This is a genomic window from Inquilinus sp. OTU3971 (assembly GCF_038440215.1).
On record NZ_JASATH010000008.1, the window covers coordinates 1 to 25,286 of the forward strand.

A 25,286-nucleotide genomic window follows, 5' to 3' on the forward strand; every position below is an offset into this window, starting at 1 on the left:
GACCGGACAGCCCGAACCGCCGCGGCCGAGGCCGAAGGCGGCGCCACCTGGCAGGACTATCTCGCGCTCTTGAAGCCGCGGGTGATGACGCTCGTCGTCTTCACCGGCATCGCCGGGCTGATCGCGGCGCCGGGCCATCTGCATCCGGTCCTGGCCGCCACCGCCGTGCTGTGCATCGCCGTCGGTGCCGGCGCGGCCGGGGCGATCAACATGTGGTACGACCGCGATATCGACGCGGTGATGAGCCGGACCTGCGGCCGGCCGATCGTGCGCGGCCGCATCGCGCCGTCCGAGGCGCTGGCCTTCGGCGTGTTCCTGTCGGTCGCCGCCGTGCTGGTGATGGGGCTGGCGGTCAACTGGGTCGCCGCCCTGGTCCTGGCCTCGGCCTCGGCCTTCTACGTCTTCGTCTATACCATCTGGCTGAAGCGGCGGACGCCGCAGAACATCGTGATCGGCGGCGCCGCCGGCTCCTTCCCGCCGATGATCGGCTGGGCCGCCGTGACCGGCGACATCAGCGTGCCGTCGATGCTGCTGTTCGCCCTGATCTTCATGTGGACCCCGCCGCATTTCTGGGCGCTGGCGCTGTTCCGCAGCGAGGAATACGCCAAGGCCGGGGTGCCGATGCTGCCGGTGGTGTCCGGCGCGCGCGAGACCAAGCGCCAGATGCTGGCCTACACCCTGGCCCTGTTCCCGCTCGGCCTCGGCCCCTGGCTGGTCGGCACCGCCGGGCTGACCTACGGCATCGGCGCCGCGCTGCTCGGCGCGCTGTTCATCCTGTGCGCCGTGCGGGTGCTGCGCGAGGACGGCACGGCCACCAACCACCGCGCCGCCAAGCAGATGTTCGGCTTCTCGATCTTCTACCTGTTCGCGATCTTCGGCCTGCTGATCGTCGACCACACCGCGGTGCATCTCTGAGATGGCCAGCCGTTCGACCCCGACCCCGGCGGCGGCGCCCGACGCGAGGCGCCGCCTGCGTGGCCGCAACCTGGCCCTGGCCCTCGGCCTGCTGGCCTGGGTGGCGCTGATCTTCGTGATCACCATCGTCAAGATGAAGGGGGGCTAGCATGGCCGACCTGGATCCGAAGATCCGGCGCCGCAACCGCCTCATCCTGACCACACTGTGCGGCGTCGCCTTCTCGATGGGCGTGCTGGCCTTCGCCTCATCGCCGCTGTACCGGCTGTTCTGCCAGGTCACCGGCTATGGCGGCACCACACAGGTCGCCGATTCGGTGTCCGGCAAGGTGCTGGACCGCAAGGTGCGGGTCCGCTTCGTCGCCAACACCGATGCCGGCCTGCCCTGGACCTTCAAGGCCGAGCAGAGCGAGGTCGAGGTCCGGCTGGGCGAGCCGGCGCTGATCTACTTCCAGGCCACCAGCACCGCCACCGAGCCGACCGCCGGCCAGGCGGTCTACAACGTGACGCCGGACAAGGTCGGGCTCTACTTCTCGAAGGTGCAGTGCTTCTGCTTCACCGAGCAGATCATCCAGCCGGGCGAGACGGTGGAGTTCCCGGTCTACTTCTATGTCGACGCGGCGATGGACGCGCAGCCGAACCTGAGCGACGTGCGCACCATCACCCTGTCCTACACCTTCTACGGCCAGCGCTCGAAGGCGCTGGAGAATGCGGTGGCCGCCTATTATCGTGCGGCCAAGAACGACGGCTGACGGCCTGCCGGCAGCACCAGGGCGGAACACCGAAGCGGATATCGGACGAGAGACCGAGAGGGGCACGAGGATGAGCAGCACCGACGTCCATGCCGACAGGCACGAGACGAGCTACGAACTGAACGCGGTTCCGCATCCCTATCATCTGGTCGACCCCAGCCCATGGCCCCTGCTCGGCTCGCTCGCGGCCGGCTGCATGGCGATCGGCGGCGTCCTGTTCATGCATGACGAAGGGCCGGCGCTGCTGATCGCCGGATTCCTCGGCGTGCTGGCGGTGATGTTCGGCTGGTGGCGCGACGTGATCAAGGAAGCCACCTTCCGCAAGCTGCACACCCCGGTGGTGAAGCTGGGCCTGCGCTACGGCATGATGCTGTTCATCGCCTCGGAGGTGATGTTCTTCGTCGCGTTCTTCTGGGCCTATTTCGACTCCAGCCTGTTCGTCGGCGAGGCGGCGCAGTACGGCCGGGTCGCGGCGACCGGAGGCGTGTGGCCGCCCAAGGGCATCACCCCTGTCGACGCCTTCCACTTCCCGCTGCTGATGACCCTGGTGCTGCTGCTGTCGGGCTGCACCGTCACCTGGGCGCATCACGAGATCGTCGAAGGCAACATGAAGGAGGCGGCGAAGGCGCTCGGCATCACCGTGCTCCTCGGCGCCATCTTCACCTGCATCCAGCTGTGGGAATACACCCACTCCGAATTCGGCTTCCGCGACGGCGTCTTCGCGTCGACCTTCTACATGGCCACCGGCTTCCACGGCTTCCATGTGCTGGTCGGCACCATCTTCCTGGCGGTGTGCTGGTTCCGGACGGCGCGCGGCGACTTCACCAAGGACAGCCATTTCGGCTTCGAGGCCGCCGCCTGGTACTGGCACTTCGTCGACGCGGTCTGGCTGTTCCTGTTCGTCGCCATCTACTGGTGGGGCGGCCATGGCGGCGCCGTCGCGGCGCACTGAGCCTCGGTGGCTCCGGTCTCTCCCCTGGCCGCGGCGCTGGGCTGCAAATGCCCGCGCTGTGGCCGGGGTGCCCTGTTCAAGGGCTTCCTGACGGTCGCCGACCGCTGCGCGGTCTGCGACCTCGACCTCTCGGAGGTCGATTCCGGTGACGGCCCCGCCGTCTTCCTGATCTTCATCCTCGGCTTCACCATGGTGCCGCTGACCCTCTGGCTCGGCTTCGCCTTCGACCTGCCCGACTGGGCCCCGGTCGCGATCGGCGCCGTCCTCCTCGTCCTGCTCACCGCCCTTCTGATCCGCCCAGCCAAGGCCTATGTCGTGGCGCTGCAGTACCGGCACCGCCGCTCCGGCGGCTGAGAGCCCCCGCAATGGCATCGCGTTTCCGGCCGGAATTCTGGCCGACCGTCTTCCTGATCCCCGCCCTCGCCCTGATGCTCGGGCTCGGCGTCTGGCAGCTCGAGCGCCTGGCCTGGAAGACCGACCTGATCGACCGGATCGAGCGCGGCCTGGCCGCCCCGCCGGCGCCGCTGCCGGCCGAGATCGATCCCGGCTTCGACTATCGCCACGTCACCGTCACCGGCCGCTTCGACGCCGCCCACGCCTTCCGGCTGCTGGCCCGGGTGAATGACGGCGCCGCCGGCATCCAGGTGGTGACGCCGCTGCTCCGCGACGATGGCGGCCCGGCGGTCATGGTCAACCGCGGCTGGGTGCCGCTCGGCCCCGACGGCAAGCCCGCCGCCTATGGCCCGCCGCCGGACGGCACGGTGACGGTCGAGGGCGTCGCCCGCCGCCCCCTGCCCCAGGGCTGGATGCAGCCCGACAACAGCCCGGCCACCAATGAATGGTTCTGGGCCGACCTGCCGGCGATGGCCGCCGCGGCCGGGCTGGGCGCGGCGGCGCCGGTGGTGATCGAGCAGGCGGCGGGCCCGGATCGGGGCCGCCCCCCGGTCGGCGGCCAGACCAAGGTCGATCTGCCGAACGACCATCTCGAATACGCGATCACCTGGTTCAGCTTTGCCTTCATGCTGGTCGCGATCTACCTGCTGCACCATCTGCGGCGCGGCCGCGCCACCCGGAAAGGAACCGACGCATGACCGCCTATGCCGAGATCGCCGCCCATTTCGGCCGCATCGCCGCGCTGTCCAACGCCATCGGCATCCTCGACTGGGACAACGCCACGATGATGCCGAGGGGCGCCGCCGAGACCCGGGCGGAGAGCCTGGCGCTGCTGCAGGTGCTGCGCCACGGCATGGTCACCGATCCGCGCCTGTCCGACTGGCTGCCCGAGGCCGAGGCCGATAATGCGCTGGGCGAGTGGGAGCGCGCCAATCTGCGCGAGATCCGGCGGCTGTGGACGGTGCAGACCGTGGTGCCGTCCGACCTGGTCGAGGCGTCGAGCAAGGCGATCTCGGCCTGCGAGATGGCGTGGCGCCAGGCCCGTGCCGATTCTGACTTCGCGTCGCTGCTGCCGAAGCTGCAGGAAGTGCTGCGGCTGCAGCGCGAGATCGGCCGCGCCAAGGGCGAGGCGCTGGGCCTGTCGGCCTATGACGCCCTGCTGAACGACTACGAGCCCGGCGGCCGGTCGGAGCGGATCGACGCGCTGTTCGACGACCTCGCCGACTTCCTGCCCGGCTTCACCGAGGAGGTGCTGGCGGCCCAGGCGCGCCGGCCGGCGACGCCGCGGCCGGAGGGCCTGTTCCCGGTCGAGTCGCAGCGGGCGCTGGGCGTCGCCATGATGGGCGTGCTGGGCTACGATTTCGAGCGCGGGCGGCTGGACGTGTCCACCCACCCCTTCTGCGGCGGCGGCGACAACGACGTCCGCATCACCACCCGCTACGACGAGACCGACTTCACCCGCGCTTTGATGGGCGTGCTGCACGAGACCGGCCATGCCCTCTACGAGCAGGGCCGGCCGCAGGCCTGGATGAGCCAGCCGGTCGGCCAGGCCCGCGGCATGAGCCTGCATGAGAGCCAGTCGCTGCTGATGGAGATGCAGGCCTGCCGCAGCCGCGAGTTCATCACCTTCGCCACGCCGCGGATGCGCGACGCCTTCGCCGGCAGCGGCCCGGCCTGGGAGGCGGAGGCGCTGTGGCGCCACTACACCCGGGTCGAGCGCGGCTTCATCCGGGTCGACGCCGACGAGGTCACCTACCCCGCCCATGTCATCCTGCGCTACCGGCTGGAGAAGGCGATGATCGCCGACGAGCTGCCGCTGGCCGACCTGCCCGCCGCCTGGAACGACGGCATGCAGGCGCTGCTGGGCGTGGTGCCGCCGAACGACCGGCTGGGCTGCCTGCAGGACATCCACTGGCCGAGCGGCGGCTGGGGCTATTTCCCGACCTACACGCTGGGCGCGATGACCGCGGCGCAGATCTTCGACGCCGCCAACCGGGCCGAGCCGGACATTCTGCCCGCGATCGGCCGCGGCGACTTCGCGCCGCTGGTCGGCTGGCTGCGCGCCAACATCCACGGCCAGGGCTCTCGCTGGGAGACCGACGAGCTCCTGACCCGCGCCACCGGCCGGCCGCTCGACGCCGCCGTGTTCAAGGCGCATCTGCGCCGGCGTTATGGCAGTGAGGGGTAAGAAGAACGGCTCCAATCTTAAACTGTCATTGCCGGGCTTGACCCGGCAATCCAGAGACTGTCGATGCCACTCTGGGTGGCCCCTGGATCCTCGGGTCAAGCCCGAGGATGACAATTGAAGGTTGGTTTGGAGCGCACGCCAGCGGGATTGTGGCCCGAGTGGCCTCACGGGATGGCCCATGGGGGCCTGACGCCCGAAACTTGCATGCCTCCAATGCGGGTTCGACGCGCAGGATTTCGTCTCATCAGACGAGTTGAGTCGGAATCCCGCCGCCCGAGGGGGCCGCGCTGCCGCGGCCTTGAGACATGACGACCCGCCTTCCGCGCCAGGTGCTGGTCCCCCTGATCATCGCCTGCGCGCTGTTCATGGAGAATCTCGATTCCACGGTGATCGCGACGGCGCTGCCGAACATCGCCCATTCCTTCGGCACCGACCCGCTGCATCTCAGCCTCGCCATCACCTCCTACCTGCTCAGCCTCGCGGTCTTCATCCCGGCCAGCGGCTGGATCGCCGACCGGTTCGGCGCCAAGACCGTGTTCCGGGCGGCGATCATCGTTTTCACCATCGGCTCGGTGCTGTGCGGCCTGTCGAACTCGACCGCCGAGCTGGTCGGCGCCCGGGTGGTCCAGGGCATCGGCGGGGCGATGATGGTGCCGGTCGGCCGGCTGGTGCTGCTGCGCAGCGTCTCGAAATCCGAGCTGGTCCGGGCGATGGCCTATTTCACCACCCCGGCCCTCTTGGGCCCGGTGCTGGGCCCGCCGCTGGGCGGCTTCATCGCCACCTACAGCTCCTGGCGGCTGATCTTCTTCATCAATGTGCCGATCGGGATCATCGGCGTGATCCTGGTCACTCTGTTCATCGACGACGTGCGCGAGGAGGAAAGGCCGCCGCTCGACGGCTGGGGCCTGCTGATGACCGGCACCGCCCTGGCCTGCCTGGTGTTCGGCTTCGAGACGCTCGGCCGGTCGATCCTGCCGCTGCCGGCGACCTTCGGCCTGCTGATCTTCGGCGCACTGCTGATCTGGGCCTATGTCCGGCACGCCCACCGGGTGCCGTCGCCGATTCTCGACCTGAAGCTGCTGCATGTCCGCACCTTCCGGATCTCGCTGGTCGGCGGCACCATCTTCCGCATCGGCATCGGCGCGATCCCGTTCCTGCTGCCGCTGATGCTGCAGCTGGGCTTCGGCATGACCCCGTTCGAATCCGGCCTGTTGACCTTCATGAGCGCCGCCGGCGCGCTGTGCATGAAGATGACGGCAGCCCGGATCATCCGCGGCCTCGGCTTCCGCCGGGTGCTGGTGTGGAACGCGGCGGTCAGCTCGATCTTCCTGATGGGCTATGCGTTGTTCCGGGCGGACACGCCGCATCTGCTGATCATGGCGCTGCTGCTGGCCGGCGGCTATTTCCGGTCGCTGCAGTTCACCAGCCTGAACACCCTGGCCTTCGCCGACATCCCGCCGCAGAAGATGAGCCGCGCCTCCAGCTTCTCGAGCACGGCGCAGCAGCTGTCGGCCAGCCTGGGCGTCGCCACCGGCGCAGTGCTGCTGAACCTGGCGCTGCTGCTGCGCAGCGGCGCCGAATTGCAGGCGGCCGATTTCTCCTGGGCCTTCCTCGCGGTCGGCCTGCTGTCGCTGGGCTCGGTGCTGATGTTCCTGCGCCTGGCCCCCGATGCCGGGGCCGAGGTCTCGGGCCACGCCGTCGCCCCGGTGGCACCGGCGGAAGGGTCTCCCCGGGTCGCGCCGGGGGAATGATCCTCAGGTCCCGAGCAGCCGGTCACGGGCGGCGTTGAGCTTGGCCGCCATGTCGGCCGAGCCGCCGCGGTCCGGGTGGTGCCGCTTCATCATCCGCCGATGCGCCGCCTTCACCGCCGCGGGCGAGGCGCCGGCGGGCAGGCCGAGCAAGGCGTAGGCCTCCGCCTCCGACATCTCCGCCCCGCGCGGGCCGACCCCGTCCTGCTTGGCCCAGTCCGGGCCGAAGCGGCGGTCGAGATAGGTCTCCAGCACCCGGGCCGAATCGGGGTCGTCGGCGCGGCACTCGAACAGCAGGCGCAGCAGCGCCGGCAGCGGCAGCGAGGCCAGGCTGCGCCCCTCCGCCGGGCCGGGGCGCAGGACATAGCCGTCCATCGCCCCACTGCCGTGGTCGAGCTGGATGTCGAGGCTGCGCGTCTTCAGCCGCGAGGCCCCGCCGGGCGTCGGGCCGGCCGCGGTCTGGCGGGCGCGGCGCCAGCGCAGGAACCAGGGCAATCCCTGGATCAGGAGCGGCGACAGGCGCTGCAGCCACAGCAGGAGCGCGCCGAGCACGGCGAGGAGGCCGGAAAGCCGCCCGGTCAGCAGCAGGAACAGGCCGAGCCCGGCCAGGAGCACGATGCCGCCCCAGCGCGCGCCGCGGACCACCTTCTGCGGCTCGGTGTTGGCGAACCAGCGGGCGAGCAGCGGCAGCCCGATGCCGAGCGCCAGGACCAGGATGAGAAGCTGGAGCACGGTGGCGGCCTAACCTCCCATCCGCCCGATCAGCGCCGTGACCGCGGCGCCGCGGCGGCGGCCGAGATCCTCCAGCGCCGGGCGGCCGCCGGCGGCATAGACCGCGACGGCCGCCAGCAGGTCGCGCAGCTGGCCCGGGCTCGAGGCATCGAACGGGCAATAGGCGCCGCGGGTCAGCCGCGCGATCTCGCGGAAGGCACGGGCGGCCAGCGGGTCGGGGCCTTCATGGAACAGGAACACCGGCACGCCGCGCAGCGCCAGCCGCCCGGCCTGAGCGCAGACCGGGTCGAGCGATTCCTCGAAGGCGTCACCGACGAAGACCAGGGCGTCGACCTTGCCGCGCCCGGCCTCCGCCTCGGCATGGGACAGCACCCGGCCGATCTGGGTCTCGCCGGCCCGGCAGCGCACCTTGCTCATCAGCCGCGCCAGCTCGACGCCGTCGGAGACCCAGGCCGTGGCCTTGCACTCGCCGAAGCCGCGATAGAACACCAGCTGCAAGTCGAGCCCGCCCAGCGCCGCGGTCTCGGTGAACATCTCGCCCTGCAGGCGGCAGGCGCGGTCCCAGGTGTCCTCGCGGCTCTGGGTCGCGTCGAGCGCGAAGATCAGCCGGCCGCGCCGCCCGTCCTCGCGCCGCGCCGGCGTCGCCGCCACCCGGCGCAGGAAGGCGTCGACCTCCGACCGGTTCCGGCCGGCGGGAAGCTTGTCGTCGGGGCCGGTCATGACTTCGTGTCCATCACTGATAATGATGGGGACCGGCGGGCGGAAATCCAATCGGAACGGGTCGCGAACCGTCAGATCAGGCCGACATCCCGGCGCAGCGAATCCGGCAGCGTCTCGACAGACCGCGGGGTTGGACGCGGCGTCCACAGCCAGCGCGGCAGGAAGCGGAAGGGGCGGCGGGAGGTCCGGGTCAGGGCGAGGGTCATGGCCGTGCACTCCGAGGCTTGCTGGGATCACTGATCCATGAGACAGAATCATCATGATCTCCGATCGGTCCAAACCTAGGTATGCTGGAAGGCCATGGCGAATGATGGCTTCTCGCTTCGGCATGAGCAGGACTAATGGGTGACGCAACTCCACACCTGCCGCTGGCGGCGCTGCGCACCTTCGACAGCGTGGCCCGGCATCTCAGCTTCACCCGGGCGGCGGCCGAGCTGGCGGTGACCCAGAGTGCGGTCAGCCACCAGATCCGCTCGCTCGAATCCGACCTGTGCGTGCGGCTGTTCAAGCGGCTGAATCCCGGCATCGCCCTGACCGAGGCCGGGGCGCAACTGGCGCCGGAGGTTCGGGCGGCGCTGGAGCGGCTGGGCGCCGCCGTGGCCACCACCAAGCGCTGCGGCCGCGGCGGCGTGCTGCGGGTCGGCGCCGGCGGCGCCTTCGCCACCGGCTGGCTGGTGCCGCGCCTCGGCCGCTTCGCCGCCGCGCATCCGGAGATCGAGGTGCGGCTGTCGATGGCGATGCGCAACCCGGACCTGGAGGAGGACGAGCTCGACCTCGCCGTGCTGAGCCGCGAGGCGGACCGGCCGCTGCAGCCGGAGGGCGAGGCGGTGCTGTTCGAGGAGCGGATCTACCCGGTGTGCAGCCCGGCGCTGCTGCCGCTGCTCCGGTCCCCGGCGGACCTGGCCCTGGTGACCCTGCTGCACGAGGAGTGCGACGAGGCGCCGTCGCCGCGCTCGACCCTGAGCTGGGAGCCGTGGCTGGAGCGGCTGGGCGTGGCGGACCAGCCGCGCCGCAGCGGCATCCGCCTCAGCCATTTCACCCTGGTGCTGGCGGCGGCGCTGGACGGGGTCGGGGTCGCGCTCGGCCGCGAGCAGCTGATCCGGGCGGCGCTGGCCGAGGGAAGGCTGGTCCGCCCCTTCGGGCCGGAGCTGGAGCTGCGCAGCCGCCACCAGGTGATCCGCTGGCGCAGCGCGCCCGGCAACGAGTCCCGCATCGCGGCGTTCCGGAGCTGGCTTCTGGCGGAAAGCGCGCCCGACCGCTAGCCTCACCACCGGTGCCTCACCATTCCGGATCGACGATGCCTTCTTCGCGCGCCCCCCTCCTCGCCGGCCTGGCCGCCGCCTTCCTCCTCGGCCTCGCTGCCCCGGGCGCCCAGGCACAGGGCACGAGCGCCACGCCCCGCGAGATCATCGTCGCCACCGCCCCGGTCAACTCCCCGCTCGGGCGCTGGGGCAACGCCTTCGTCGAGCGGCTGAAGGCGGAAGCCGGCCAGCCGGTGTCGGAGGCGATCACCGCCGGCCCCCTGCCGAACACAGCGCTGCTGCAGAGCGGCCGGGTGGCGATCGGCCTCGTCTCGCTCGACGTCGCCGCCGCGGCCTGGGGCGGCAGCAGCCCGATGGCACCGGGACTGAAGTTCGACCATTTGCGCGCCCTGGCGCCGGTGGCGCCGGCCGCGGTGCTGCGCTTCGTAGCGCCGGCGGGCGGCGGCATCGTCAGCGCCTCCGACCTTGCCGGCAAGCGGGTGGCGCTGGCCACCGACGACGCCCTGACCGAGCCGATGCTGAAGGCGCTGGGCATCGCGGCGACGCTGCGGCGCCTGCCGCTGACCGAGGTGGCGAAGCAGTTCACCGACAAGAAGATCGATGCGGTCGCGGTCACCGGCCTCGAGCCCTTCGCCCTGCCGCCGGGGCAGCCGGCCGTGACCTTCGGCCTGACGGTCGCCGAGATCGCCCGGGTGGCCGGCGCGATCCCGGGCGTGGCCGCCGCCGCGGTACCGCTGCCGCCCGCACCGCCGTCCGCCCCGGCTCCGGCCGCCGATCCGGCTGCCGCGACGGATCCCGCCGCGGTGCCGGCTCCGGCAGCCCTGCCGCCGCAGCCGCTGCCACCCAGCGCCGGAATGTGGACCTGGCTGGTCGCGACCGATGCGCTGCCGGAGGATGTAGCCCGCCGCGCCACCGAGATCGCGGTCGGCGAGGCGGCACCGCTGGCCGAGGCCGCCGGCTTCGAAGCCTCGCCGGCGCTCGACCCGCTGACCAACCGCGCCCTGCCCTTCCATCGCGGCGCCGCCGCGGCCTGGGCCGCGCAGGGCGTCACGGTGCCGGCGGACCAGGTGCGGTAGGATCGATCAACGGACCATAGATCGTCATCGCGAGGAGCGAAGCGACGTGGCGATCCAGCGACACCGGCCCCTTGGATGGCCACGCCCCTTCGGGGCTCGCCATGACGGTTCGGGACTATCCTGCTTTCAGCTGGCTCTCGACCAGGCCCGCCAGCAGCGAGGCGCCGACCGGCAGGATCTCGTCGTTGAAGTCGTAATGCGGGTTGTGGATCATCGCCCCCGAGGCGCCGCCGGCCTGGCCGAGGAACAGATAGGCGCCCGGCCGGGCGTTCAGCAGATAGGCGAAGTCCTCGCCGCCCAGCGACGGCTCGACGTCGCGCTGGACATTGCCCTCGCCGACCACCATCTCCGCCACCCGCGCCGCGGTCTCGGCCTGCTCGGCATGGTTCACCGTCGCCGGGTAGCCGTACTGGTAGTCGATCTCGATCGCGACGTCGAAGGCGGCGGCGATGCCGTCGACGATCCGCCGGATGCCGGCGACCATCATCTCCTGCACCTCGGGCCGGAAGGTCCGCACCGTACCGTTCAGATAGGCCTCGTCCGGGATCACGTTGTGGGTGCTGCCGGTGTGGATCTGGGTGATCGACAGCACCGCCGAATCCATCGGGTTGGTGTTGCGGCTGACCAGGGTCTGCAGCGCGCCGACCAGCTGGGCCGCGATCACCACCGGGTCCTTGGCGGTCTGCGGGATCGCGGCATGGCCGCCGACGCCGCGGATCATGATCTCGAACATGTCGGCCGCCGCCATCATCGGGCCGGGCCGCACCCCGACCGTGCCGGCCGGCAGCAGCGGCCAGTTGTGCAGGCCGTAGACCTCGTCGCAGGGGAAGCGGTCGAACAGCCCCTCCTTGATCATCACGTCGCCGCCGCCGCCGCCTTCCTCGGCCGGCTGGAAAATAAAGTGCACGGTGCCGTCGAAGTTCCGCGTCTCGGCCAAGTACTGCGCCGCGCCGAGCAGCATGGTGGTGTGGCCGTCATGGCCGCAGGCATGCATCCTGCCGGGCACGGTCGATTTGTGGGCGAAGTCGTTGACCTCGTCCATCGGCAGGCAATCCATGTCGGCGCGCAGGCCGATGGTGCGGCCGCTGTCGGTCCGCCCCTTGAGCACGCCGACGACCCCGGTCTTGGCCAGGCCGCGATGCACCTCGATGCCCCAGGAGGCCAGCTTCTCCGCCACGATGGCCGAGGTCCGCACCTCCTCGAAGCCGAGTTCGGGATGGGCGTGGAGGTCGCGCCGCCAGGCGGTCATCTCCTCCTTGCGGGCGGCGATCGAATTGATGACGGGCATCGGTCGGTCTCGTCTTGCGCTGGCTGGGATGGCGAAACTCCGATACTGGTCCGTCCGCGCCGCCGGGGCAACCCGGCGCGGCGGCGCAGGGGTCATTCGCGCGGCAACCGGCCGCTGCCCCGGGCGGTGGACGGGCGGCGCCGAGCGTGACAAGCTGCGGCCGTCTTCCGTAGCTGCGCCAGCCAGGAGCAGCCGATGAGCGACTTCACGACCAAGCCCCGCATCGACACCCGGCCGAAGACCCAGCGGCCGCGGCTGCACAAGGTCATCCTGCTGAACGACGACTACACGCCGCGCGAATTCGTGGTCGTGGTGCTGAAGGGCGAGTTCCGGATGAGCGAGGACCAGGCCTATCGGGTGATGATGACGGCGCATCGGCGCGGCGTCTGCGTCATCGCGGTCTATCCCAAGGAGATCGCCGAGACCAAGGCGACGCGGGCAACGGATGCCGCCCGCAAGCTGGGCTATCCGCTGCTGTTCACGACCGAGCCGGAAGAGACGTAGGACCGCTCAGCCGATCGGCGTGGTCGGGCCCAGCCGCGGCAGGGCGGCGTCGATCGCCGCGGCGGTCGGCATGCTTTCCTGCGCGCCGAGGGCGAGGCAGGCCAGGGCGGCGCCGGTCGAGGCCCGGCGCAGCGCCTGGTCGAGCGGCAGCCCGGCGTCGAGCCCGGCCGCCAGCACGCCGGTGAAGGTGTCGCCGGCGCCGGTGGTGTCGACCGGCTGGATCGGCAGCGCCGGCACGGCGAAACCGGCATTCCAATCGCCAAGATTGGGGCCAACCGCGATCGCGCCTTCACCGCCGAGGGTGACGACGCAGGTCAGGTTTATGCGGCCGCTCAGCGCCTGGGCTGCGGCCCGGGGGCTGGACGTGTCGAGGCCGAGCCCGCCGGCGATCGCCAGCGCCTCGTGCTCGTTCACCACCAGCAGGTCGAGGTCGCGCAGCGCCGCCTCGGGCACCGCAGCGGCCGGGGCGACGTTGAGGATGGCACGGCAGCCGCGGGCCCGGGCGCGCTGCAGCAGCGCCCAGTTCTGCTCCGGCGGCAGCTCCATCTGCAGGATCAGGAGGGTATCGGGTGTCAGGCGGTCATCGGGCACCTGGTCGGCGCGAACCGCGAGATTGGCGCCGCTGCCGACGGCGATGAAGTTCTCGGCCTTGGCATCGACGCAGATATAGGCGACGCCGGTCGGCCGGTCGCTGGTGGCGATCAGGCCGGTGTCGATGCCCTCCTTGGCCAGGGTCGCGCGCATCACCTGGCCGAAGCCGTCGTCGCCGACCGCGCCGGCCATCGCCACCCGTGCCCCGGCCCGCGCCGCCGCCACCGCCTGGTTCGACCCCTTGCCGCCGGGCTTGGTGACGTAGCCGTCGCACAGCACGGTCTCGCCCGGCCGCGGCAGCGCCGCCACCGCCATCACCAAATCCATGTTGATCGAGCCGAAATCCAGGATCACGCGGCGGTCCTCCCCGACAAAGCGGGCGATCCTGGCGCGGCGCGGGCCGGAACGCAACCGATGTGCACATGAGTTGCCCGCCAACCCTGGGCGCAGGCCGAAAAACCTGCAAAGCTCGGCTCCTTCCCAATTGCAGTGACCAACCGAGAGGGACGACCGTGACCGCCGAGCCGAAGGACATCCTGGCCGAGATCAAGGGCTACGAGGATGAGCTGATCGCCATCCGCCGCGATATCCACGCCCATCCGGAGACCGGCTTCGAGGAGGTGCGCACCGCGGCGCTGGTGGCGAAGACGCTGCGCGGCCTGGGCATCGAAACCCATGAGGGCATCGCCAAGACCGGCGTGGTCGGCACGCTGAAGGGCACCCGGCCCGGCAACCGGGCGGTGGCGCTGCGCGCCGACATGGACGCGCTGTTCATCGAGGAGAAGACCGGCCTGCCCTATGCCTCGACCGTGCCCGGCAAGATGCATGCCTGCGGCCATGACGGCCACACCGCCATGCTGCTGGGCGCCGCCCGCTATTTGTCGGAGAACCGGGACTTCGCCGGCACGGTGCACTTCATCTTCCAGCCGGCCGAGGAGGGCCAGGGCGGCGGCCGGCTGATGGTCGAGGAAGGGCTGTTCGACCGGTTCCCGGCCGATGCCGTCTACGGCATGCACAACAACCCCGGCCGCGCGGTCGGCGAGTTCGGCATCCGCCCCGGCCCGATGATGGCGGCGGCCGACACCTGGACCGTCACCTTCGGCGGCACCGGCGGCCATGGCGGCTCGGCCCCGCATCTGGCGACCGACCCGACCGTGGTGCTGGCGCATTTCATCCTGGCGGTGCAGGCCATCGTCGGCCGCAACATCCCGTCGGTCGAGCCGGCAGTGATCAGCGTCGGCCACGTCTCCGGCGGCGCGGCCGGATCGCCCAACATCATCCCGCCCGAGGTGGTGGTCAGCGGCACCGCCCGCAGCTATTCGCCCCAGGTGCGCGACACTATCGAACGCCGGCTGCGCGAGACCGCCGAAGGTCTGGCGGCGACCTATGGCTGCACCGCCGCGGTCCATTACGACCGCCGCTACCCGACTCTGGTCAACCATCCGGAGCAGACCGACATCGCCGCCGGCGTGGCGGGCAGGATCGTCGGCGACGATAAGGTCGCGACCCGCATCCCGCTGATCACCGGGGCCGAGGATTTCTCCTTCATGCTGGAGAAGCGGCCCGGCGCCTTCATCATGATCGGCAACGGCGTGAAGCCGGACGGCAGCTACCACTACGTCCACACGCCGCATTACGACTTCAACGACGAGATCCTGGCACTGGGCTCGACCTACTGGGTCACGCTGGTGGGGCAGGAGCTGGGGGTGGAGGGGTAGCTACGCCAGCACCGTCCCGTCCGGCGCCAGCCGGACGGTGAACGGGTCGGCGATCTCGCCGGCGATGCTGAGATGCGACACCCAGCCGCTGACCTCGATCGAGCCGTCGGGCAGGGTGCGGGCGGCGGCGGGGGCGACGGCGCCGTCCGGCGCGGGCGGCACCAGGTCGGCGCCGCTCTTCACCACCTCGCCGGCCAGCACGATCTCCTCGACCCAGCGCACGGCGATCGCCTCGCGCGTCGCCTCGTCCGCCGCGGCCCAGCCGGTGTCGGGCAGCAGCAGCGGAGCGAGATCGTCCGGCGTCACCGCCGGCTGCCAGACACCGTCGATGGCGACGCCGCGCCAGGACGGCACCGCATCCGGCGCGACATGGCCGATGAAGGTGACCCGGGCAAAGCTGTCGGGGCGGTAGAAATAGAGCGGGGCCAGGGCGGTGTCGTCATTGGCCGCGCGGGCCGAGCCGAGATAGGCGGCCAGGGCATCGTCATAGGGTGGCCGCTCCGTTGCCACGGCAAGGTCGGCCTGGCCCAGGCTCAGGAGAACCGACACGCCCCAATAGCGGAACTTCGCCATCTGCTTCCTCCGTCGGTGCCCCTTCGCACCCGGAGGTAAGCAGCAATTGCGGCGAAACAAGGGGCCGAAACAAGACCTTAACGTGTAGTATAGGCGCGTAAAAAAACCGTCACGGCCCGTTCGGCCATGCCCCGCAGCTCGGCCGCCTCCGGCGCCGGCTCGACCCCGAACAGGTAACGCTGCCGCCGGCCGCCCTGCAGCAGCCCGATCAGATCCTCCGCCGCGGCCGCGGCATCGTCGGGACGCAACGCGCCCGCCTCCATCCTGCTGCGCAGGAACGCCGCCAGCGTCGTGCGCACATGGCCGGGGCCGGCGTCATAGAAGATGCGGGCCAGATCGGGAAAGGCGGCGGCCTGGGCGATCATCAGCCGCTGCACGCCGAGGATCTCGGGATCGAAGATCCGGCGCAGCAGGTCCTCGCCGAAGGCGGCGAGCTCGGTCGCCAGGTCGCCCGTCGGGTCGAACACCCGCAGCGTCTGCTGCTTGTAGCGGTCGAACAGGGCATGGAACAGGCCCTCCTTGCTGCCGAAATGGCTGTACAGGGTCTGCTTGGCGACGCCGGCCTCCGCCGCCACCCGGTCCATGCTGGCGGCATAGCCCTCGGCCATGAACACCTTGACCCCGGCGTCGAGGATCGCCTCACGCTTCTTCCGGCCGCGCGGGGTCATCGCCATCCGCGCCGCCGCATCCTGCACCGTCATCGAACCAGCCCGTCCCTGCGACCCCACGCCTGGGGATCATGCCGCCGAAGCCGGCGGGCGCAAAGCCCGCCGGGGACACTCTTCGTCGCATGAACGGGCGGGTTTCCCCAGCGCCGAATGGCTACGCCCGTAGCGATGCGGTCAGGCGTCGCCCCGATAGGCCCGCTCGATGGCGGCGATGTCGATCTTGGTCATCTGCAGCATCGCCTGGAACGCCCGGACCGCCTTCACCGGGTCGGGGTCGTGAGTCCGCTCGAGCAGGATCTTCGGCGTGATCTGCCAGGACAGGCCGAACCGGTCTTGCAGCCAGCCGCACTGTTTGTGCTCGCCGCCGCCCTCGACCAGCCGGGCCCAGTATCGGTCGACCTCCTCCTGGGTTTCGCAGAGCACGACGAAGGAGACCGCCCAGGAGAACTTGAAATCCCCGCCGCCATTGATGGCGGTGAAGTCCTGGCCTTCGAGCTGGAAGCCGACGGTCAGGGCGGTGCCGTTCGGCCCCGACATGGTGTCACCGTTGCGCAGGACGGAAGTGATCCACGAATTGTCGAAGACCGAGACATAGAATTCGGCCGCTTCCTCGGCCTTGCCGTCGAGGAACCACAGGAACGGCATGATCTTCTGGGTGAACTGGGCCAAGGCGGCCTCCTCCATTGATGATGCCCCGAGGACGGACGGGCGAGGCGCGTCCCGACAGGGGCGGAGAACTTTTTTCGCCTCGTGCGGCGGATCGCCGCCGAAGCCGCCCCGGGCCTCACCTCTTGGCACGGTTCGACTATGGTGCCATTTCACGCGGCGGCAACAGATGCGCTACACTTTCCGCCCGGGTCCCGGCCCGAGGCACGGCGAGACGGTGGAATGGATTACGAGAACATCTTCCGGACGGCGATCGACACCCTGAAGGCCGAGGGCCGCTACCGCATCTTCGCCGAGCTCGAACGCCACGCCGGTGCCTTCCCGCGCGCCGCCCATCACGGCCTCGACGGTGCGCCGGACGTCACCGTCTGGTGCTCGAACGACTATCTCGGCATGGGCCAGCACCCGGCGGTGCTGGCGGCGATGCACGAGGCGCTGGACCGCTGCGGTGCCGGCGCCGGCGGCACCCGCAACATCTCCGGCACCCATATCTACCACCGGGCGCTGGAGGCCGAGCTGGCCGACCTGCATGGCAAGGAGGCGGCGCTTCTCTTCACCTCCGGCTTCGTCTCCAACGATGCTTCCCTGTCGACCCTGGCGAAGCTGATCCCCGGCTGCGTCGTGTTCTCCGACGCGCTGAACCACGCCTCGATGATCGCCGGCATCCGCCATTCCGGCTGCGAGAAGCGGATCTTCCGCCACAACGACCCGGCCGATCTGGACCGGCTGATGTCGGAATTCCCGGCGAACCGGCCGAAGCTGGTGGCATTCGAGAGCGTCTATTCGATGGATGGCGACATCTCGCCGATCGCCGAGATCTGCGACGTCGCCGACCGCCATGGTGCCATGACCTATCTCGACGAGGTCCATGCCGTCGGCATGTACGGGCCGCGCGGCGGCGGCATCGCCGAGCGCGACGGGCTGACCCGCCGGCTGACCGTGATCGAGGGCACGCTGGGCAAGGCCTTCGGCGTGATGGGCGGCTATGTCGCCGGCTCGTCCATGCTGGTCGACGCGCTGCGCAGCCACGCCCCCGGCTTCATCTTCACCACCTCGCTGCCGCCGGTGGTGGCGGCCGGGGCGCTGGCCGCGATCCGCCACCTCAAGGCCAGCAACGCCGAGCGCGAACGGCACCAGGAGCGGGCGGCGACGCTCAAGCGTCTTTTGCGCGCCGCCGGCCTGCCGGTGATGCCGTCGGCCAGCCACATCGTGCCGGTCTTCGTCGGCGACGCCCGGCTGTGCAAGGCGGCCAGCGACCTGCTGCTGGACCGGCATCGGATCTACGTCCAGCCGATCAACTTCCCGACCGTGCCGCGCGGCGCGGAACGGCTGCGCATCACCCCGACGCCGCTGCATGACGACCTGCAGATGGCGCGGCTGGTCGAGGCGCTGCGCGATGTCTGGTCGACGCTCTCGATCCCCGTCGCCGCCGCGGCAGCCTGACCTGCCGCGCAAGCCGCCCTCGCCGCCCCCGGCGCGGGACCGGCCGCGGGTGAAGACGCCGGCGCCGCCTCGCGGAAAGCCTCCGTCAAAGTCGCCGAAGCGCTGAGGAATCCTCAGCGCCGGGTGAAGCCGTCGGGGCTCCAGCGCTCGCTGCCGACGGTGTGGTGGGCGGTGAACAGGCCGTCGGGGTCATATTTGTCCTTCACCGCCAGCAGCCGGGCGTGGTTCGGCCCCCAGAAGGCCTGCTGCCAGTCCGCCTCGAAATAGTCGCTCTCCGCGCTATAGCAGCCGATCGACGGCAGGATCGCCCGCAGCGCGCCCATCGCCCGGCCGACCGTGGCGGCGTCGCGGCGCGCGGCGGCGAGGTCCGGCTCATGGCCCGGGATGCCGGGATAGGCCGGCGGCCCCTCGGCCGCGCTGATCGCCAACGCGAAGGCGTCGAGCACGGCCGGGTTCATCGCCGTGTCGCGGGCGGCGGCCAGGGCCCCGGCCGGGGCGCCGGCCAGGCCCTTGTTGAGATGCAGCGACACCGACCAGTGCCGCGAGGCGGCGAACAGCGCCTCTGCCAGCCCGTCCTGCCGGTCCGGCTGCAGCAGCGCCGCGGGCAGCCAGGCGGACTGGTAGGCGTGCAGCACCTGCGCCGCCTCCTCCCGGTTGCCCGCCCAGAAGATGTTCGACGCCGGCGCGCCGGGGCGGTCGTCGGCCAGCACCAGGCCGGGGATCGACTTGAGGAACTCCGGGTCCCAGAAGCGCCGGGCCGGCGCCGCAAGAACCTGCAGTGGCGACACGACGCGGAACTCCTGTGGCGACGCGGCCAGCGAGTCGAGGAACGGGCGCCACATCGCCTCCGCCCCGGCCTGGTCGAGCCCCTGAAACACCATGGCGATGTCGAGTGTGTTGTTGGGCCGGAAGCGGAGCTGCTCGCCCCAGCGCGGGTCGACCAGCGCCTCGCCGCAGAAGCGGAGGGTGAGGCCGATCAGCCGGCGGAAGGCGGTATCCGACGTGGCCTGGACCGTCGCGAAGGCGCCGCCGAAGACCTCCGGTAGCGCGTGGGTCCGCAGGGTCAGCCGGGTGACCACGCCGAAGCCGGCGCCGCCGGCCTTCAGCGCCCAGAACAGGTCCGGATGGGTGCAGGCATTGGCGATCCGGCCGCGCCGTCGGCGGTGACGACCTCGGCCTCCAGCAGGCTCGCCGCCGCCAGGCCATAGGCCTTGGAGAAGCTGCCGAAGCCGCCGGCCTGGACCAGCCCGGCGACGCCGACGGTCAGGCAGCCGCCGCCCTGGACGTAGCGGCCGACGCGGGTGGTGACGGCGTCATAGACCTGGCCCCAGATCGCCCCGGCCCCGACCGAGACGGCCGGCACCGGTGCCTCGGCGCAGCCGGCGGGGACGAAGTCGTCATGAACCTCGATGGCGTTCATCGCCCGGGTCCAGACCAGCAGCGAATCGGCGGCGTTGGACGCGCCCTTGTAGCTGTGGCCGCCGCCCTTCACCACCAGCCGCAGCCGGTGCTCGTGGGCGAAATCGACCGCGGCGGCGACGTCGCCCGCCGTCTGCGCGGCGACGGCATAGGCGCTGGGCCGCAAGGTCCAGGCGTCGACCCAGCCCAGCGTCTGGGTCAGGCCGGGCTCGTCGCCGAGGTAATAGGGATTCCTGAGCGACTCGAACAGCCGGACGCAGCCGGCCGGCGCCTCCCGGCAGGCCTCGAGCGGCGAGCGCACCGCCAGCAGGCGACCGCCGGCGGCACGGTTCAGCCGCTCCCAGGCGGCGGCGTCGGGCCAGCCTGGCTCGCCAGGCCGGACGCGGTTGCCGGGCGGATCCGCCGCCAGGCCGGCGCCCGGCAACCGTGCCGCGAAGAGCCCGCAGATCGCCGCGATCGCCGCGCGCAGCCAGTGTCGCCGGATCATCAGCCCCCTCCCCCACAGGACGGACCCGCCCGACGGTATGGCCGGGAGGCTTCGGCCGCAAGGGCAGGCTAGCGGGAGCGGCGCTCGTGTTGACTGACCTGGGCGCCGTCCTCCGGCCGCAGATACAGGAAGCCCGGGATCGACAGCAGCGGGATCGCCGCCATCAGCAGGAACGCCTCGTGGAAGCGCTCCGGCGTCAGCACATGGCTCTCGAAGCTGATGAGGCCGAGCAGCATCGCGCCCATCGAGACGCCGAGGCTGACGCTGAGCTGCTGCAGCACGCCGCCCAGGCTGGTGGCGCGGCTGAGCCGTTCGGCCGGCATGTCGGCATAGGACAGGGTGCTGACGGCCATGTCCGGGATGGCGGTAATGATGATGGTGGAGTCGAGCTGCTCCATCAGGAAGGCGACGGCGATGATCATCGCGATGACCACGCGCAGCCGCGGATCCCGCTCCGTCACGGATTGGGGCTGGTCGGGGACTCTGTCCGGTGCCGTCATATGTCGGGTTTAACCCGCCACCGGCCGCTTGCACCTCGCCTCCGAGCGCCACTGGGTTGCGGCCGTGGCATGCGCGCCTATCTCGCGATGCCCCGCTCCCGAGTGGCTGGCTCAGGAATCGCCCCAGTCCCTCTCCTTCTGCTCGTAGTGCTCCCGGCCTTCGGCCATGAAGCCCGGCGGGAAGGACGCGATGGCCTGCGCCACCCCAGCCAGAGAACGAGCCACCACCGGCCGGATGATCAGGCTGTCGCCGCGGCGCTCGATCTCTACATCCTGCGCCGCATCGGCGAAGGCCAGCTCTTTGGGAATGCGCACGGCCAGGGAGTTGCCGCTTCTGAACAGCCGGGTCAGCATCTCCGGGCCTCCATTCGCATACTGTATTCGACACTGGTGGACAACGGCACCGCCTGCCATGCGGAGCTCAGAACGTCGACGCGCCCAGCCGGGCCTCGTAATGCGCCTTCTGGCGGCGGGTGGCGACCACGGTGTTGCGCATCAAGACCGCCACCGTCACCGGCCCGACGCCGCCCGGCACCGGGGTGATCCAACCGGCCACCGGGGCGACGCTGTCATAGTCGACATCGCCGACCACCCGGCTCTTGCCGTCGTCGTCCAGCACCTCGTTGATGCCGATGTCGATCACCGCGGCGCCCGGCTTGATCATGTCGCCGGTGACCAGCTTCGGCTTGCCGACGGCAACGAACACCGCATCGGCCCGGCGCGAATGCATGGAGACGGAGCGGGTCATGTGGTGGCAGACCGTGACCGTCGCGCCTTCCGACATCAGCAGGAAGGCGATCGGCTTGCCGACGATCTCGGAATGGCCGATCACCACCGCCTCCAGCCCTTCCAGCTGCAGGCCGGTGCGCTTCAGCATCTCGACCGCCGCCAGTGCGGTGCAGGGCGCCAGCTCCAGCTCGTTGTAGACGATGTTGCCGATCGAGGCCGGGTTCATGCCCTCGACATCCTTCAGCGGATGGATCGCCGTCTGCATCGCCTTGATCGAGATGTGCTTCGGCACCGGGCGCTGCAGGATGATGCCGCTGACCTGCGGGTCGGCGTTCAGCGCGGCGATGGCGGCGCGCAGCTCCTCCTGCGTGATCCGCTCCGGCAGGCGCCTGGTCTCGAAGGCGATGCCGACGCTTTCCGCCGTGCGCCGCTGGTTGCGGACATAGACGTCGACCGCGCTCTCGTCGCCGACCGTGATCGACATCAGCTTCGGCGGCCAATGCGCCTCGCCCAGCGCCTGCACCTCCGCCGCCACCTCGGCCAGGATGGCATCCGCCACCGCCCGCCCGGTCAGGTCCCGCTCGCCCATCGCCCGCTCCGCCGCCAGATCCGCGATGCGCGGCTTGTGGCCCGCTGGGGCGGCAGCGTCAACCCATGGTCGCGGATGGCACCTTTGTGCCGCTATTTGGCCTGGTGGGCGAAGCCGCGCAGCAGGTGCTTCTGGATATAGCCCGCGACCAGCAGCACCGGCAGCGAGGACAGGAGGCCGATCGCCATCAGCCGGCCCCACAGCGTCTCGTCCTCGGTGATGAAGGTGGCGACGTAGAGCGGCAGGGTGAAGCGGCTGGGGCGCTGCAGGTACAAGAGCGCGAACAGGAACTCGTTCCAGCACAGGATCAGGGCGAAGATCAGCGTCGCCACCAGCCCGGGCAGGGCCAGGGGCAGCACGATGTGCCACAGGCGGCGGCCCAGCCCGGCGCCGTCGATCGCCGCCGCGGCCTCGATCTCGACCGGCACCTCGCGCACGAAGCCGAGCAGCATCCACAGGCAGAACGGCAGGGTGTACAGCTGGTAGACCAGCACCAGCCCGGACAGGCTGCCGAGCAGGCCGAGATCGAGCAGCAGGGCGTGCAGCGGCAGCGCCACCACGATCGGCGGCATCAGCTTGACCACCAGCACCAGCAGCAGGAACAGCACGTCCAGCCGCTTGGGGAAGCGGAACCGGGCCAGGGCGTAGGCCGCCAGGAAACCTGCGAACAGCGACAGGAGGGTGGCGCCGAAGGCGACGATGGCGGTGTTCTTCAGCCGCACCAGGAAGCCGTCGTCGAGCACGGCCCGGATGTTATCGAGCGTCGGGGCGGTGGGCAGGAAACCGCGGCCGGCGCGGGCCGGGTCCTCGAAGGCGGCGCCGATCATCCACACCACCGGCAGGGCGAAGACCGGCACGAACAGGGCGATGCCGAGATAGGGCAGGATGCGGCGGATCACTTGGTCGACCCCCGCATCGCCTGGGCGGCATAGACGGCGCACAGGGCGCAGGCGATCGCCATCATCACCACCGAGGCGGCGGCGGCGAGGCCGACATCGAAGAACTTGAAGCCCTTCTGGTAGACGTACATCGACATCGTCTCGGTGGCGTTGCCGGGCCCGCCGCCGGTCAGGGCATAGACCTTGTCGAACAGCTTGAAGGTGTCGATCAGGCGCAGCAGCAGGGCCAGGAAGATCTGGCCGCGCACCAGCGGCAGCACGATCCGGGTCAGCAGCACCCAGGGGCGGGCGCCGTCGGTCCGCGCCGCCTCCACGATCTCGGGCGGGATCGACTGCAGCCCGGCCAGGACGATCAGCGTCGTCATCGGCGTCCACTGCCAGGTGTCGACCAGCATCACCGACCACAGCGCCAGGCCGGGATCGGACAGCCAGGCCACCGGCGGCAGGCCGAGCCAGCCGAGCGCGCCGTTCAGCACCCCGACATCGTAATGGAACCAGGACCGCCAGATCGCCGAGCAGACCAGGGTCGACAGCATCATCGGGTAGACCACGACCGACAGCACCGCGCCGCGGCCGCGGAACTCGCGGTTCAGCAGCAGGGCCAGGGCGGTGCCGAGCCCGACCTGGACCAGCGAGGCCACGACCGCGAACCGGACCGTGTTGCCGATGTCGACCCGGAAGAACCAGTCGCCGAACAAAGTGGCGTAGTTGGCGAGGCCGACCCAGCGCGAGGTGTCGGCCGCGAAGTCGATCGCCTGGAAGGAATAGATCGCGACCTGGACCACGGGCGCGAGCGCGAACACGATCAGCAGCAGCGCGGCGGGAAGCAGAAGCAGGATGAGCTGCCGGCGGTCGGTGAAGAGCATGGATGCTGTTTAAACCCTCTTTGCCGTCATCCCCGCGAAAGCGGGGATCTCCTCGCGACCTCAAAGAGATCCCGTGCGCGCTGCAGCACGATGTGCCGCAGCGCGCACGGGATGACGACCTAAAATGCGGCAGAGTTTTACTTCGCCAGCGCCTTGTCGATGTCGGCCGAGGCCTTCGTCAGCGCCTCCTCCGGCGCCATCTGGCCGACCAAAGCCAGCTGCAGGTAATCGCCGAGGATCGATTCGACCTGCGGCCACTGCTTGATCCGCGGCCGCGACACGCCGGCCTCGAGCGCCTTCAGCTGGTCCGGGTACCAGCGGTACTTGGCGACCAGGTCCTTGTCGGCATAGAGCGCGGTCAGCGTCGGCGGCAGGCCGAAGCGCAGTGCCAGCTCCTTCTGCATGTCGGCGCCGTTCAGGAAGGCCAGGAACTTCTGCGCCCCCTCGGCATTCGGCGCGCCTGACGGCACCGCCACCTGCCAGATGCCCAGCATCGGCGCCGGACCCTTGGTCTCGCCCGGGGCCGGGCCGATCGCGACCTTGCCGACCACCTTGGACTTGGCGGCGTCGTCCAGCGACGGCACCCAGGCCGGCCAGACCTCGATCGCCATCGCGGCGCGGCCCTGCTGCAGCGCGTCGCGCACCTCGGTGGCGTTGTAGGTCTCGACCCCGGTCGGGGCGAAAGCCTTCAGCGCCAGGAACTGCTGCAGCGCCTTGACCCCGACGGACGACGCCAGCGCCGCCTTGCCCGAGCCGTCGATGATCTCGCCGCCATGGGCCCAGAAGATCGGCAGGAAGCCGGTGACGATCGGGTTGCCCTTGGTGCCGCGGAACACCACGCCGGCGACATTCGGGTCCTTGGCCTTCAGCGCCTCGGCCGCCTTGACCACGTCGCTCCAGCTCTTCGGCGCGGCTAGGCCGGCGGCCTGGAACAGGTCGGTGCGATAGGCGAACATCTCGACATTGCCGGCGAAGGGCAGCGCCACCACCTGCCCGTCCTTGCCCTTGGACAGGGCGGTCAGGCTGGGGATCACGCCCGACAGGTCGGCGGTCACCGGCTTCAGCCAGCCATTGGCGGTGAATTCCGGCATCCAGGTGTCGTCGGCGACGATCACGTCATAGGCGTCGGCGCCGCCGCGCAGCGACACCACCAGCTTCTCGTACAGGCTGCCATAGGGCAGCTTCAACAGCTCGACCTCGGTGTCCGGCGACACCTTCTTATAAGCGTCGATGGCATAGGCCAGGGCGTCGCCATAGACGCCGTCGCGGCCGGCGATCACCAGCTCGTCCGCCTGCGCGGCTCCGGCCAGCAGCAGTGCCGCCAGCCCGACCGCGCCGGCGAGGCCGGCCGTTTTGCGATGCGCCGTGCGGAGCACGGCACGGCCGATCAACTTCGTCGTCATCTCCAATCCCTCCCAGTCCGCAGGATGGTCGGCGGCGCCCAGTTCATGAACACGTGTTCATACGCCTTCAATTCCGATCGTCGGCCGCACCGCTCTCCGGCGGCGGTTCTATCATGGTCCCGGACACCGCACGCTTTCAAGGAAATGAATGTTTCGTGACGGTCCGGTGACATTCCTCCGGGCCTGCGGATTTCAACTTTACGGCACC

General features: G+C 70.5%; 29 protein-coding genes. 13 read left to right on the plus strand and 16 right to left on the minus strand.

What is annotated here, in order from left to right; all coding sequences use genetic code 11:
* From AAHM41_RS03445 to AAHM41_RS03480, 8 genes are all read left to right on the plus strand, one after another.
* Positions 1–915, plus strand: a 915-nt coding sequence (locus AAHM41_RS03445; RefSeq protein WP_342235111.1) for a heme o synthase, incomplete at its 5' end; no start/stop codon positions are given.
* 1 nt (position 916) lies between these two features.
* A complete protein-coding gene (locus AAHM41_RS03450; protein ID WP_342235112.1) occupies positions 917–1,063 on the plus strand; it encodes a hypothetical protein in 147 nt (48 codons plus the stop codon).
* 1 nt (position 1,064) lies between these two features.
* Positions 1,065–1,664, plus strand: a complete 600-nt coding sequence (locus AAHM41_RS03455; protein ID WP_342235113.1) for a cytochrome c oxidase assembly protein — start codon at positions 1,065–1,067, stop codon at positions 1,662–1,664.
* A gap of 70 nt (positions 1,665–1,734) precedes the next feature.
* Positions 1,735–2,616: a cytochrome c oxidase subunit 3 gene (locus AAHM41_RS03460; RefSeq protein WP_342235114.1), complete on the plus strand. Its 882-nt coding sequence runs from the start codon at positions 1,735–1,737 to the stop codon at positions 2,614–2,616.
* 6 nt (positions 2,617–2,622) lie between these two features.
* On the plus strand, positions 2,623–2,970 hold the full coding sequence (locus AAHM41_RS03465) for a DUF983 domain-containing protein (RefSeq protein ID WP_342235115.1): 348 nt from the start codon (positions 2,623–2,625) through the stop codon (positions 2,968–2,970).
* An 11-nt stretch (positions 2,971–2,981) separates the two neighbouring features.
* Complete coding sequence (locus tag AAHM41_RS03470) at positions 2,982–3,707, plus strand: SURF1 family protein (RefSeq protein ID WP_342235116.1); 726 nt, start codon at positions 2,982–2,984, stop codon at positions 3,705–3,707.
* Positions 3,704–5,197 carry a carboxypeptidase M32 gene (locus AAHM41_RS03475; protein WP_342235117.1) on the plus strand — a complete coding sequence of 498 codons (1,494 nt, stop codon included), beginning with the start codon at positions 3,704–3,706 and terminating at the stop codon, positions 5,195–5,197. The genes AAHM41_RS03470 and AAHM41_RS03475 overlap by 4 nt, the downstream gene beginning before the upstream one ends.
* Before the next feature lie 305 nt (positions 5,198–5,502).
* A complete protein-coding gene (locus tag AAHM41_RS03480) occupies positions 5,503–6,948 on the plus strand; it encodes a DHA2 family efflux MFS transporter permease subunit (RefSeq protein ID WP_342235118.1) in 1,446 nt (481 codons plus the stop codon).
* A 3-nt stretch (positions 6,949–6,951) separates the two neighbouring features.
* Here the strand turns inward: AAHM41_RS03480 and AAHM41_RS03485 are convergent, their stop codons facing one another.
* The 3 genes from AAHM41_RS03485 to AAHM41_RS03495 form a co-directional block, all read right to left on the minus strand.
* Positions 6,952–7,677 carry a hypothetical protein gene (locus AAHM41_RS03485; protein ID WP_342235119.1) on the minus strand — a complete coding sequence of 242 codons (726 nt, stop codon included), beginning with the start codon at positions 7,675–7,677 and terminating at the stop codon, positions 6,952–6,954.
* A gap of 9 nt (positions 7,678–7,686) precedes the next feature.
* On the minus strand, positions 7,687–8,397 hold the full coding sequence (locus tag AAHM41_RS03490) for a VWA domain-containing protein (RefSeq protein ID WP_342235120.1): 711 nt from the start codon (positions 8,395–8,397) through the stop codon (positions 7,687–7,689).
* Between the two features lie 71 nt (positions 8,398–8,468).
* Positions 8,469–8,603 (minus strand): hypothetical protein, encoded by a 135-nt coding sequence (locus AAHM41_RS03495; protein WP_342235121.1) that lies wholly within the window; start codon positions 8,601–8,603, stop codon positions 8,469–8,471.
* 135 nt (positions 8,604–8,738) lie between these two features.
* On the opposite strand from AAHM41_RS03495, the gene AAHM41_RS03500 reads away from it, so the two are divergent.
* Complete coding sequence (locus AAHM41_RS03500; protein ID WP_342235122.1) at positions 8,739–9,659, plus strand: LysR substrate-binding domain-containing protein; 921 nt, start codon at positions 8,739–8,741, stop codon at positions 9,657–9,659.
* A gap of 35 nt (positions 9,660–9,694) precedes the next feature.
* Entirely contained in the window at positions 9,695–10,735 is a 1,041-nt protein-coding gene (locus tag AAHM41_RS03505) for a TAXI family TRAP transporter solute-binding subunit (RefSeq protein WP_342235123.1), read from the plus strand.
* A gap of 115 nt (positions 10,736–10,850) precedes the next feature.
* Here AAHM41_RS03505 and AAHM41_RS03510 read toward each other — a convergent pair whose 3' ends face one another.
* Complete coding sequence (locus AAHM41_RS03510) at positions 10,851–12,023, minus strand: M20 aminoacylase family protein (protein ID WP_342235124.1); 1,173 nt, start codon at positions 12,021–12,023, stop codon at positions 10,851–10,853.
* A gap of 195 nt (positions 12,024–12,218) precedes the next feature.
* Between AAHM41_RS03510 and clpS the strand changes: the two genes are divergently transcribed.
* Positions 12,219–12,527 carry an ATP-dependent Clp protease adapter ClpS gene (gene clpS / locus AAHM41_RS03515; RefSeq protein WP_342235125.1) on the plus strand — a complete coding sequence of 103 codons (309 nt, stop codon included), beginning with the start codon at positions 12,219–12,221 and terminating at the stop codon, positions 12,525–12,527.
* A gap of 6 nt (positions 12,528–12,533) precedes the next feature.
* On the opposite strand, the gene AAHM41_RS03520 is transcribed toward clpS, so the two are convergent.
* Positions 12,534–13,472 carry a ribokinase gene (locus tag AAHM41_RS03520; protein ID WP_342235126.1) on the minus strand — a complete coding sequence of 313 codons (939 nt, stop codon included), beginning with the start codon at positions 13,470–13,472 and terminating at the stop codon, positions 12,534–12,536.
* 158 nt (positions 13,473–13,630) lie between these two features.
* On the opposite strand from AAHM41_RS03520, the gene AAHM41_RS03525 reads away from it, so the two are divergent.
* Positions 13,631–14,836 carry a M20 aminoacylase family protein gene (locus tag AAHM41_RS03525; RefSeq protein ID WP_342235127.1) on the plus strand — a complete coding sequence of 402 codons (1,206 nt, stop codon included), beginning with the start codon at positions 13,631–13,633 and terminating at the stop codon, positions 14,834–14,836.
* Here the strand turns inward: AAHM41_RS03525 and AAHM41_RS03530 are convergent, their stop codons facing one another.
* The 3 genes from AAHM41_RS03530 to AAHM41_RS03540 form a co-directional block, all read right to left on the minus strand.
* On the minus strand, positions 14,837–15,409 hold the full coding sequence (locus AAHM41_RS03530) for a hypothetical protein (RefSeq protein WP_342235128.1): 573 nt from the start codon (positions 15,407–15,409) through the stop codon (positions 14,837–14,839).
* 77 nt (positions 15,410–15,486) lie between these two features.
* Positions 15,487–16,110: a TetR/AcrR family transcriptional regulator gene (locus AAHM41_RS03535; RefSeq protein WP_342235129.1), complete on the minus strand. Its 624-nt coding sequence runs from the start codon at positions 16,108–16,110 to the stop codon at positions 15,487–15,489.
* A gap of 141 nt (positions 16,111–16,251) precedes the next feature.
* Positions 16,252–16,746, minus strand: coding sequence for a VOC family protein (locus AAHM41_RS03540; RefSeq protein ID WP_342235130.1), 495 nt, complete (start codon positions 16,744–16,746; stop codon positions 16,252–16,254).
* Positions 16,747–16,965: 219 nt separating this feature from the next.
* Here AAHM41_RS03540 and hemA point away from each other — a divergent pair, with 219 nt between their 5' ends.
* Positions 16,966–18,186 (plus strand): 5-aminolevulinate synthase, encoded by a 1,221-nt coding sequence (gene hemA, locus AAHM41_RS03545; protein WP_342235131.1) that lies wholly within the window; start codon positions 16,966–16,968, stop codon positions 18,184–18,186.
* A 113-nt stretch (positions 18,187–18,299) separates the two neighbouring features.
* On the opposite strand, the gene AAHM41_RS03550 is transcribed toward hemA, so the two are convergent.
* From AAHM41_RS03550 to AAHM41_RS03585, 8 genes are all read right to left on the minus strand, one after another.
* A complete protein-coding gene (locus AAHM41_RS03550) occupies positions 18,300–19,265 on the minus strand; it encodes a BBE domain-containing protein (RefSeq protein ID WP_342235132.1) in 966 nt (321 codons plus the stop codon).
* Between the two features lie 23 nt (positions 19,266–19,288).
* The gene (locus AAHM41_RS03555; protein ID WP_342235133.1) at positions 19,289–20,092 is read right to left on the minus strand and encodes an FAD-binding oxidoreductase; all 804 of its coding nucleotides are present in this window, start codon (positions 20,090–20,092) and stop codon (positions 19,289–19,291) included.
* Positions 20,093–20,160: 68 nt separating this feature from the next.
* Positions 20,161–20,553, minus strand: a complete 393-nt coding sequence (locus AAHM41_RS03560; protein ID WP_342235134.1) for a hypothetical protein — start codon at positions 20,551–20,553, stop codon at positions 20,161–20,163.
* 150 nt (positions 20,554–20,703) lie between these two features.
* Complete coding sequence (locus tag AAHM41_RS03565) at positions 20,704–20,946, minus strand: antitoxin (RefSeq protein WP_342235135.1); 243 nt, start codon at positions 20,944–20,946, stop codon at positions 20,704–20,706.
* A 67-nt stretch (positions 20,947–21,013) separates the two neighbouring features.
* Positions 21,014–21,910: a bifunctional 5,10-methylenetetrahydrofolate dehydrogenase/5,10-methenyltetrahydrofolate cyclohydrolase gene (locus tag AAHM41_RS03570; RefSeq protein ID WP_342235136.1), complete on the minus strand. Its 897-nt coding sequence runs from the start codon at positions 21,908–21,910 to the stop codon at positions 21,014–21,016.
* Between the two features lie 92 nt (positions 21,911–22,002).
* Positions 22,003–22,809 carry a carbohydrate ABC transporter permease gene (locus tag AAHM41_RS03575; protein ID WP_342235137.1) on the minus strand — a complete coding sequence of 269 codons (807 nt, stop codon included), beginning with the start codon at positions 22,807–22,809 and terminating at the stop codon, positions 22,003–22,005.
* The gene (locus tag AAHM41_RS03580) at positions 22,806–23,675 is read right to left on the minus strand and encodes a carbohydrate ABC transporter permease (protein WP_342235138.1); all 870 of its coding nucleotides are present in this window, start codon (positions 23,673–23,675) and stop codon (positions 22,806–22,808) included. The genes AAHM41_RS03575 and AAHM41_RS03580 overlap by 4 nt, the downstream gene beginning before the upstream one ends.
* 137 nt (positions 23,676–23,812) lie before the next feature.
* Complete coding sequence (locus tag AAHM41_RS03585) at positions 23,813–25,078, minus strand: ABC transporter substrate-binding protein (RefSeq protein WP_342235139.1); 1,266 nt, start codon at positions 25,076–25,078, stop codon at positions 23,813–23,815.
* Between the last annotated feature and the right edge of the window lie 208 nt (positions 25,079–25,286).

What these genes read in the sequence shown, in the direction of transcription:
- AAHM41_RS03450 (WP_342235112.1), top strand. Translation starts at nt 917, where the DNA reads ATGGCCAGCCGTTCGACCCCGACCCCGGCGGCGGCGCCCGACGCGAGG.
- AAHM41_RS03530 (WP_342235128.1), bottom strand. Translation starts at nt 15,409, where the DNA reads ATGGCGAAGTTCCGCTATTGGGGCGTGTCGGTTCTCCTGAGCCTGGGC.
- AAHM41_RS03555 (WP_342235133.1), bottom strand. Translation starts at nt 20,092, where the DNA reads ATGATCCGGCGACACTGGCTGCGCGCGGCGATCGCGGCGATCTGCGGG.
- AAHM41_RS03510 (WP_342235124.1), bottom strand. Translation starts at nt 12,023, where the DNA reads ATGCCCGTCATCAATTCGATCGCCGCCCGCAAGGAGGAGATGACCGCC.
- AAHM41_RS03565 (WP_342235135.1), bottom strand. Translation starts at nt 20,946, where the DNA reads ATGCTGACCCGGCTGTTCAGAAGCGGCAACTCCCTGGCCGTGCGCATT.
- AAHM41_RS03480 (WP_342235118.1), top strand. Translation starts at nt 5,503, where the DNA reads ATGACGACCCGCCTTCCGCGCCAGGTGCTGGTCCCCCTGATCATCGCC.
- AAHM41_RS03475 (WP_342235117.1), top strand. Translation starts at nt 3,704, where the DNA reads ATGACCGCCTATGCCGAGATCGCCGCCCATTTCGGCCGCATCGCCGCG.
- AAHM41_RS03505 (WP_342235123.1), top strand. Translation starts at nt 9,695, where the DNA reads ATGCCTTCTTCGCGCGCCCCCCTCCTCGCCGGCCTGGCCGCCGCCTTC.
- AAHM41_RS03570 (WP_342235136.1), bottom strand. Translation starts at nt 21,910, where the DNA reads ATGGGCGAGCGGGACCTGACCGGGCGGGCGGTGGCGGATGCCATCCTG.
- AAHM41_RS03460 (WP_342235114.1), top strand. Translation starts at nt 1,735, where the DNA reads ATGAGCAGCACCGACGTCCATGCCGACAGGCACGAGACGAGCTACGAA.
- AAHM41_RS03455 (WP_342235113.1), top strand. Translation starts at nt 1,065, where the DNA reads ATGGCCGACCTGGATCCGAAGATCCGGCGCCGCAACCGCCTCATCCTG.
- AAHM41_RS03495 (WP_342235121.1), bottom strand. Translation starts at nt 8,603, where the DNA reads ATGACCCTCGCCCTGACCCGGACCTCCCGCCGCCCCTTCCGCTTCCTG.
- AAHM41_RS03500 (WP_342235122.1), top strand. Translation starts at nt 8,739, where the DNA reads ATGGGTGACGCAACTCCACACCTGCCGCTGGCGGCGCTGCGCACCTTC.
- AAHM41_RS03580 (WP_342235138.1), bottom strand. Translation starts at nt 23,675, where the DNA reads ATGCTCTTCACCGACCGCCGGCAGCTCATCCTGCTTCTGCTTCCCGCC.
- AAHM41_RS03535 (WP_342235129.1), bottom strand. Translation starts at nt 16,110, where the DNA reads ATGACGGTGCAGGATGCGGCGGCGCGGATGGCGATGACCCCGCGCGGC.
- clpS (WP_342235125.1), top strand. Translation starts at nt 12,219, where the DNA reads ATGAGCGACTTCACGACCAAGCCCCGCATCGACACCCGGCCGAAGACC.
- hemA (WP_342235131.1), top strand. Translation starts at nt 16,966, where the DNA reads ATGGATTACGAGAACATCTTCCGGACGGCGATCGACACCCTGAAGGCC.
- AAHM41_RS03470 (WP_342235116.1), top strand. Translation starts at nt 2,982, where the DNA reads ATGGCATCGCGTTTCCGGCCGGAATTCTGGCCGACCGTCTTCCTGATC.
- AAHM41_RS03490 (WP_342235120.1), bottom strand. Translation starts at nt 8,397, where the DNA reads ATGACCGGCCCCGACGACAAGCTTCCCGCCGGCCGGAACCGGTCGGAG.
- AAHM41_RS03585 (WP_342235139.1), bottom strand. Translation starts at nt 25,078, where the DNA reads ATGACGACGAAGTTGATCGGCCGTGCCGTGCTCCGCACGGCGCATCGC.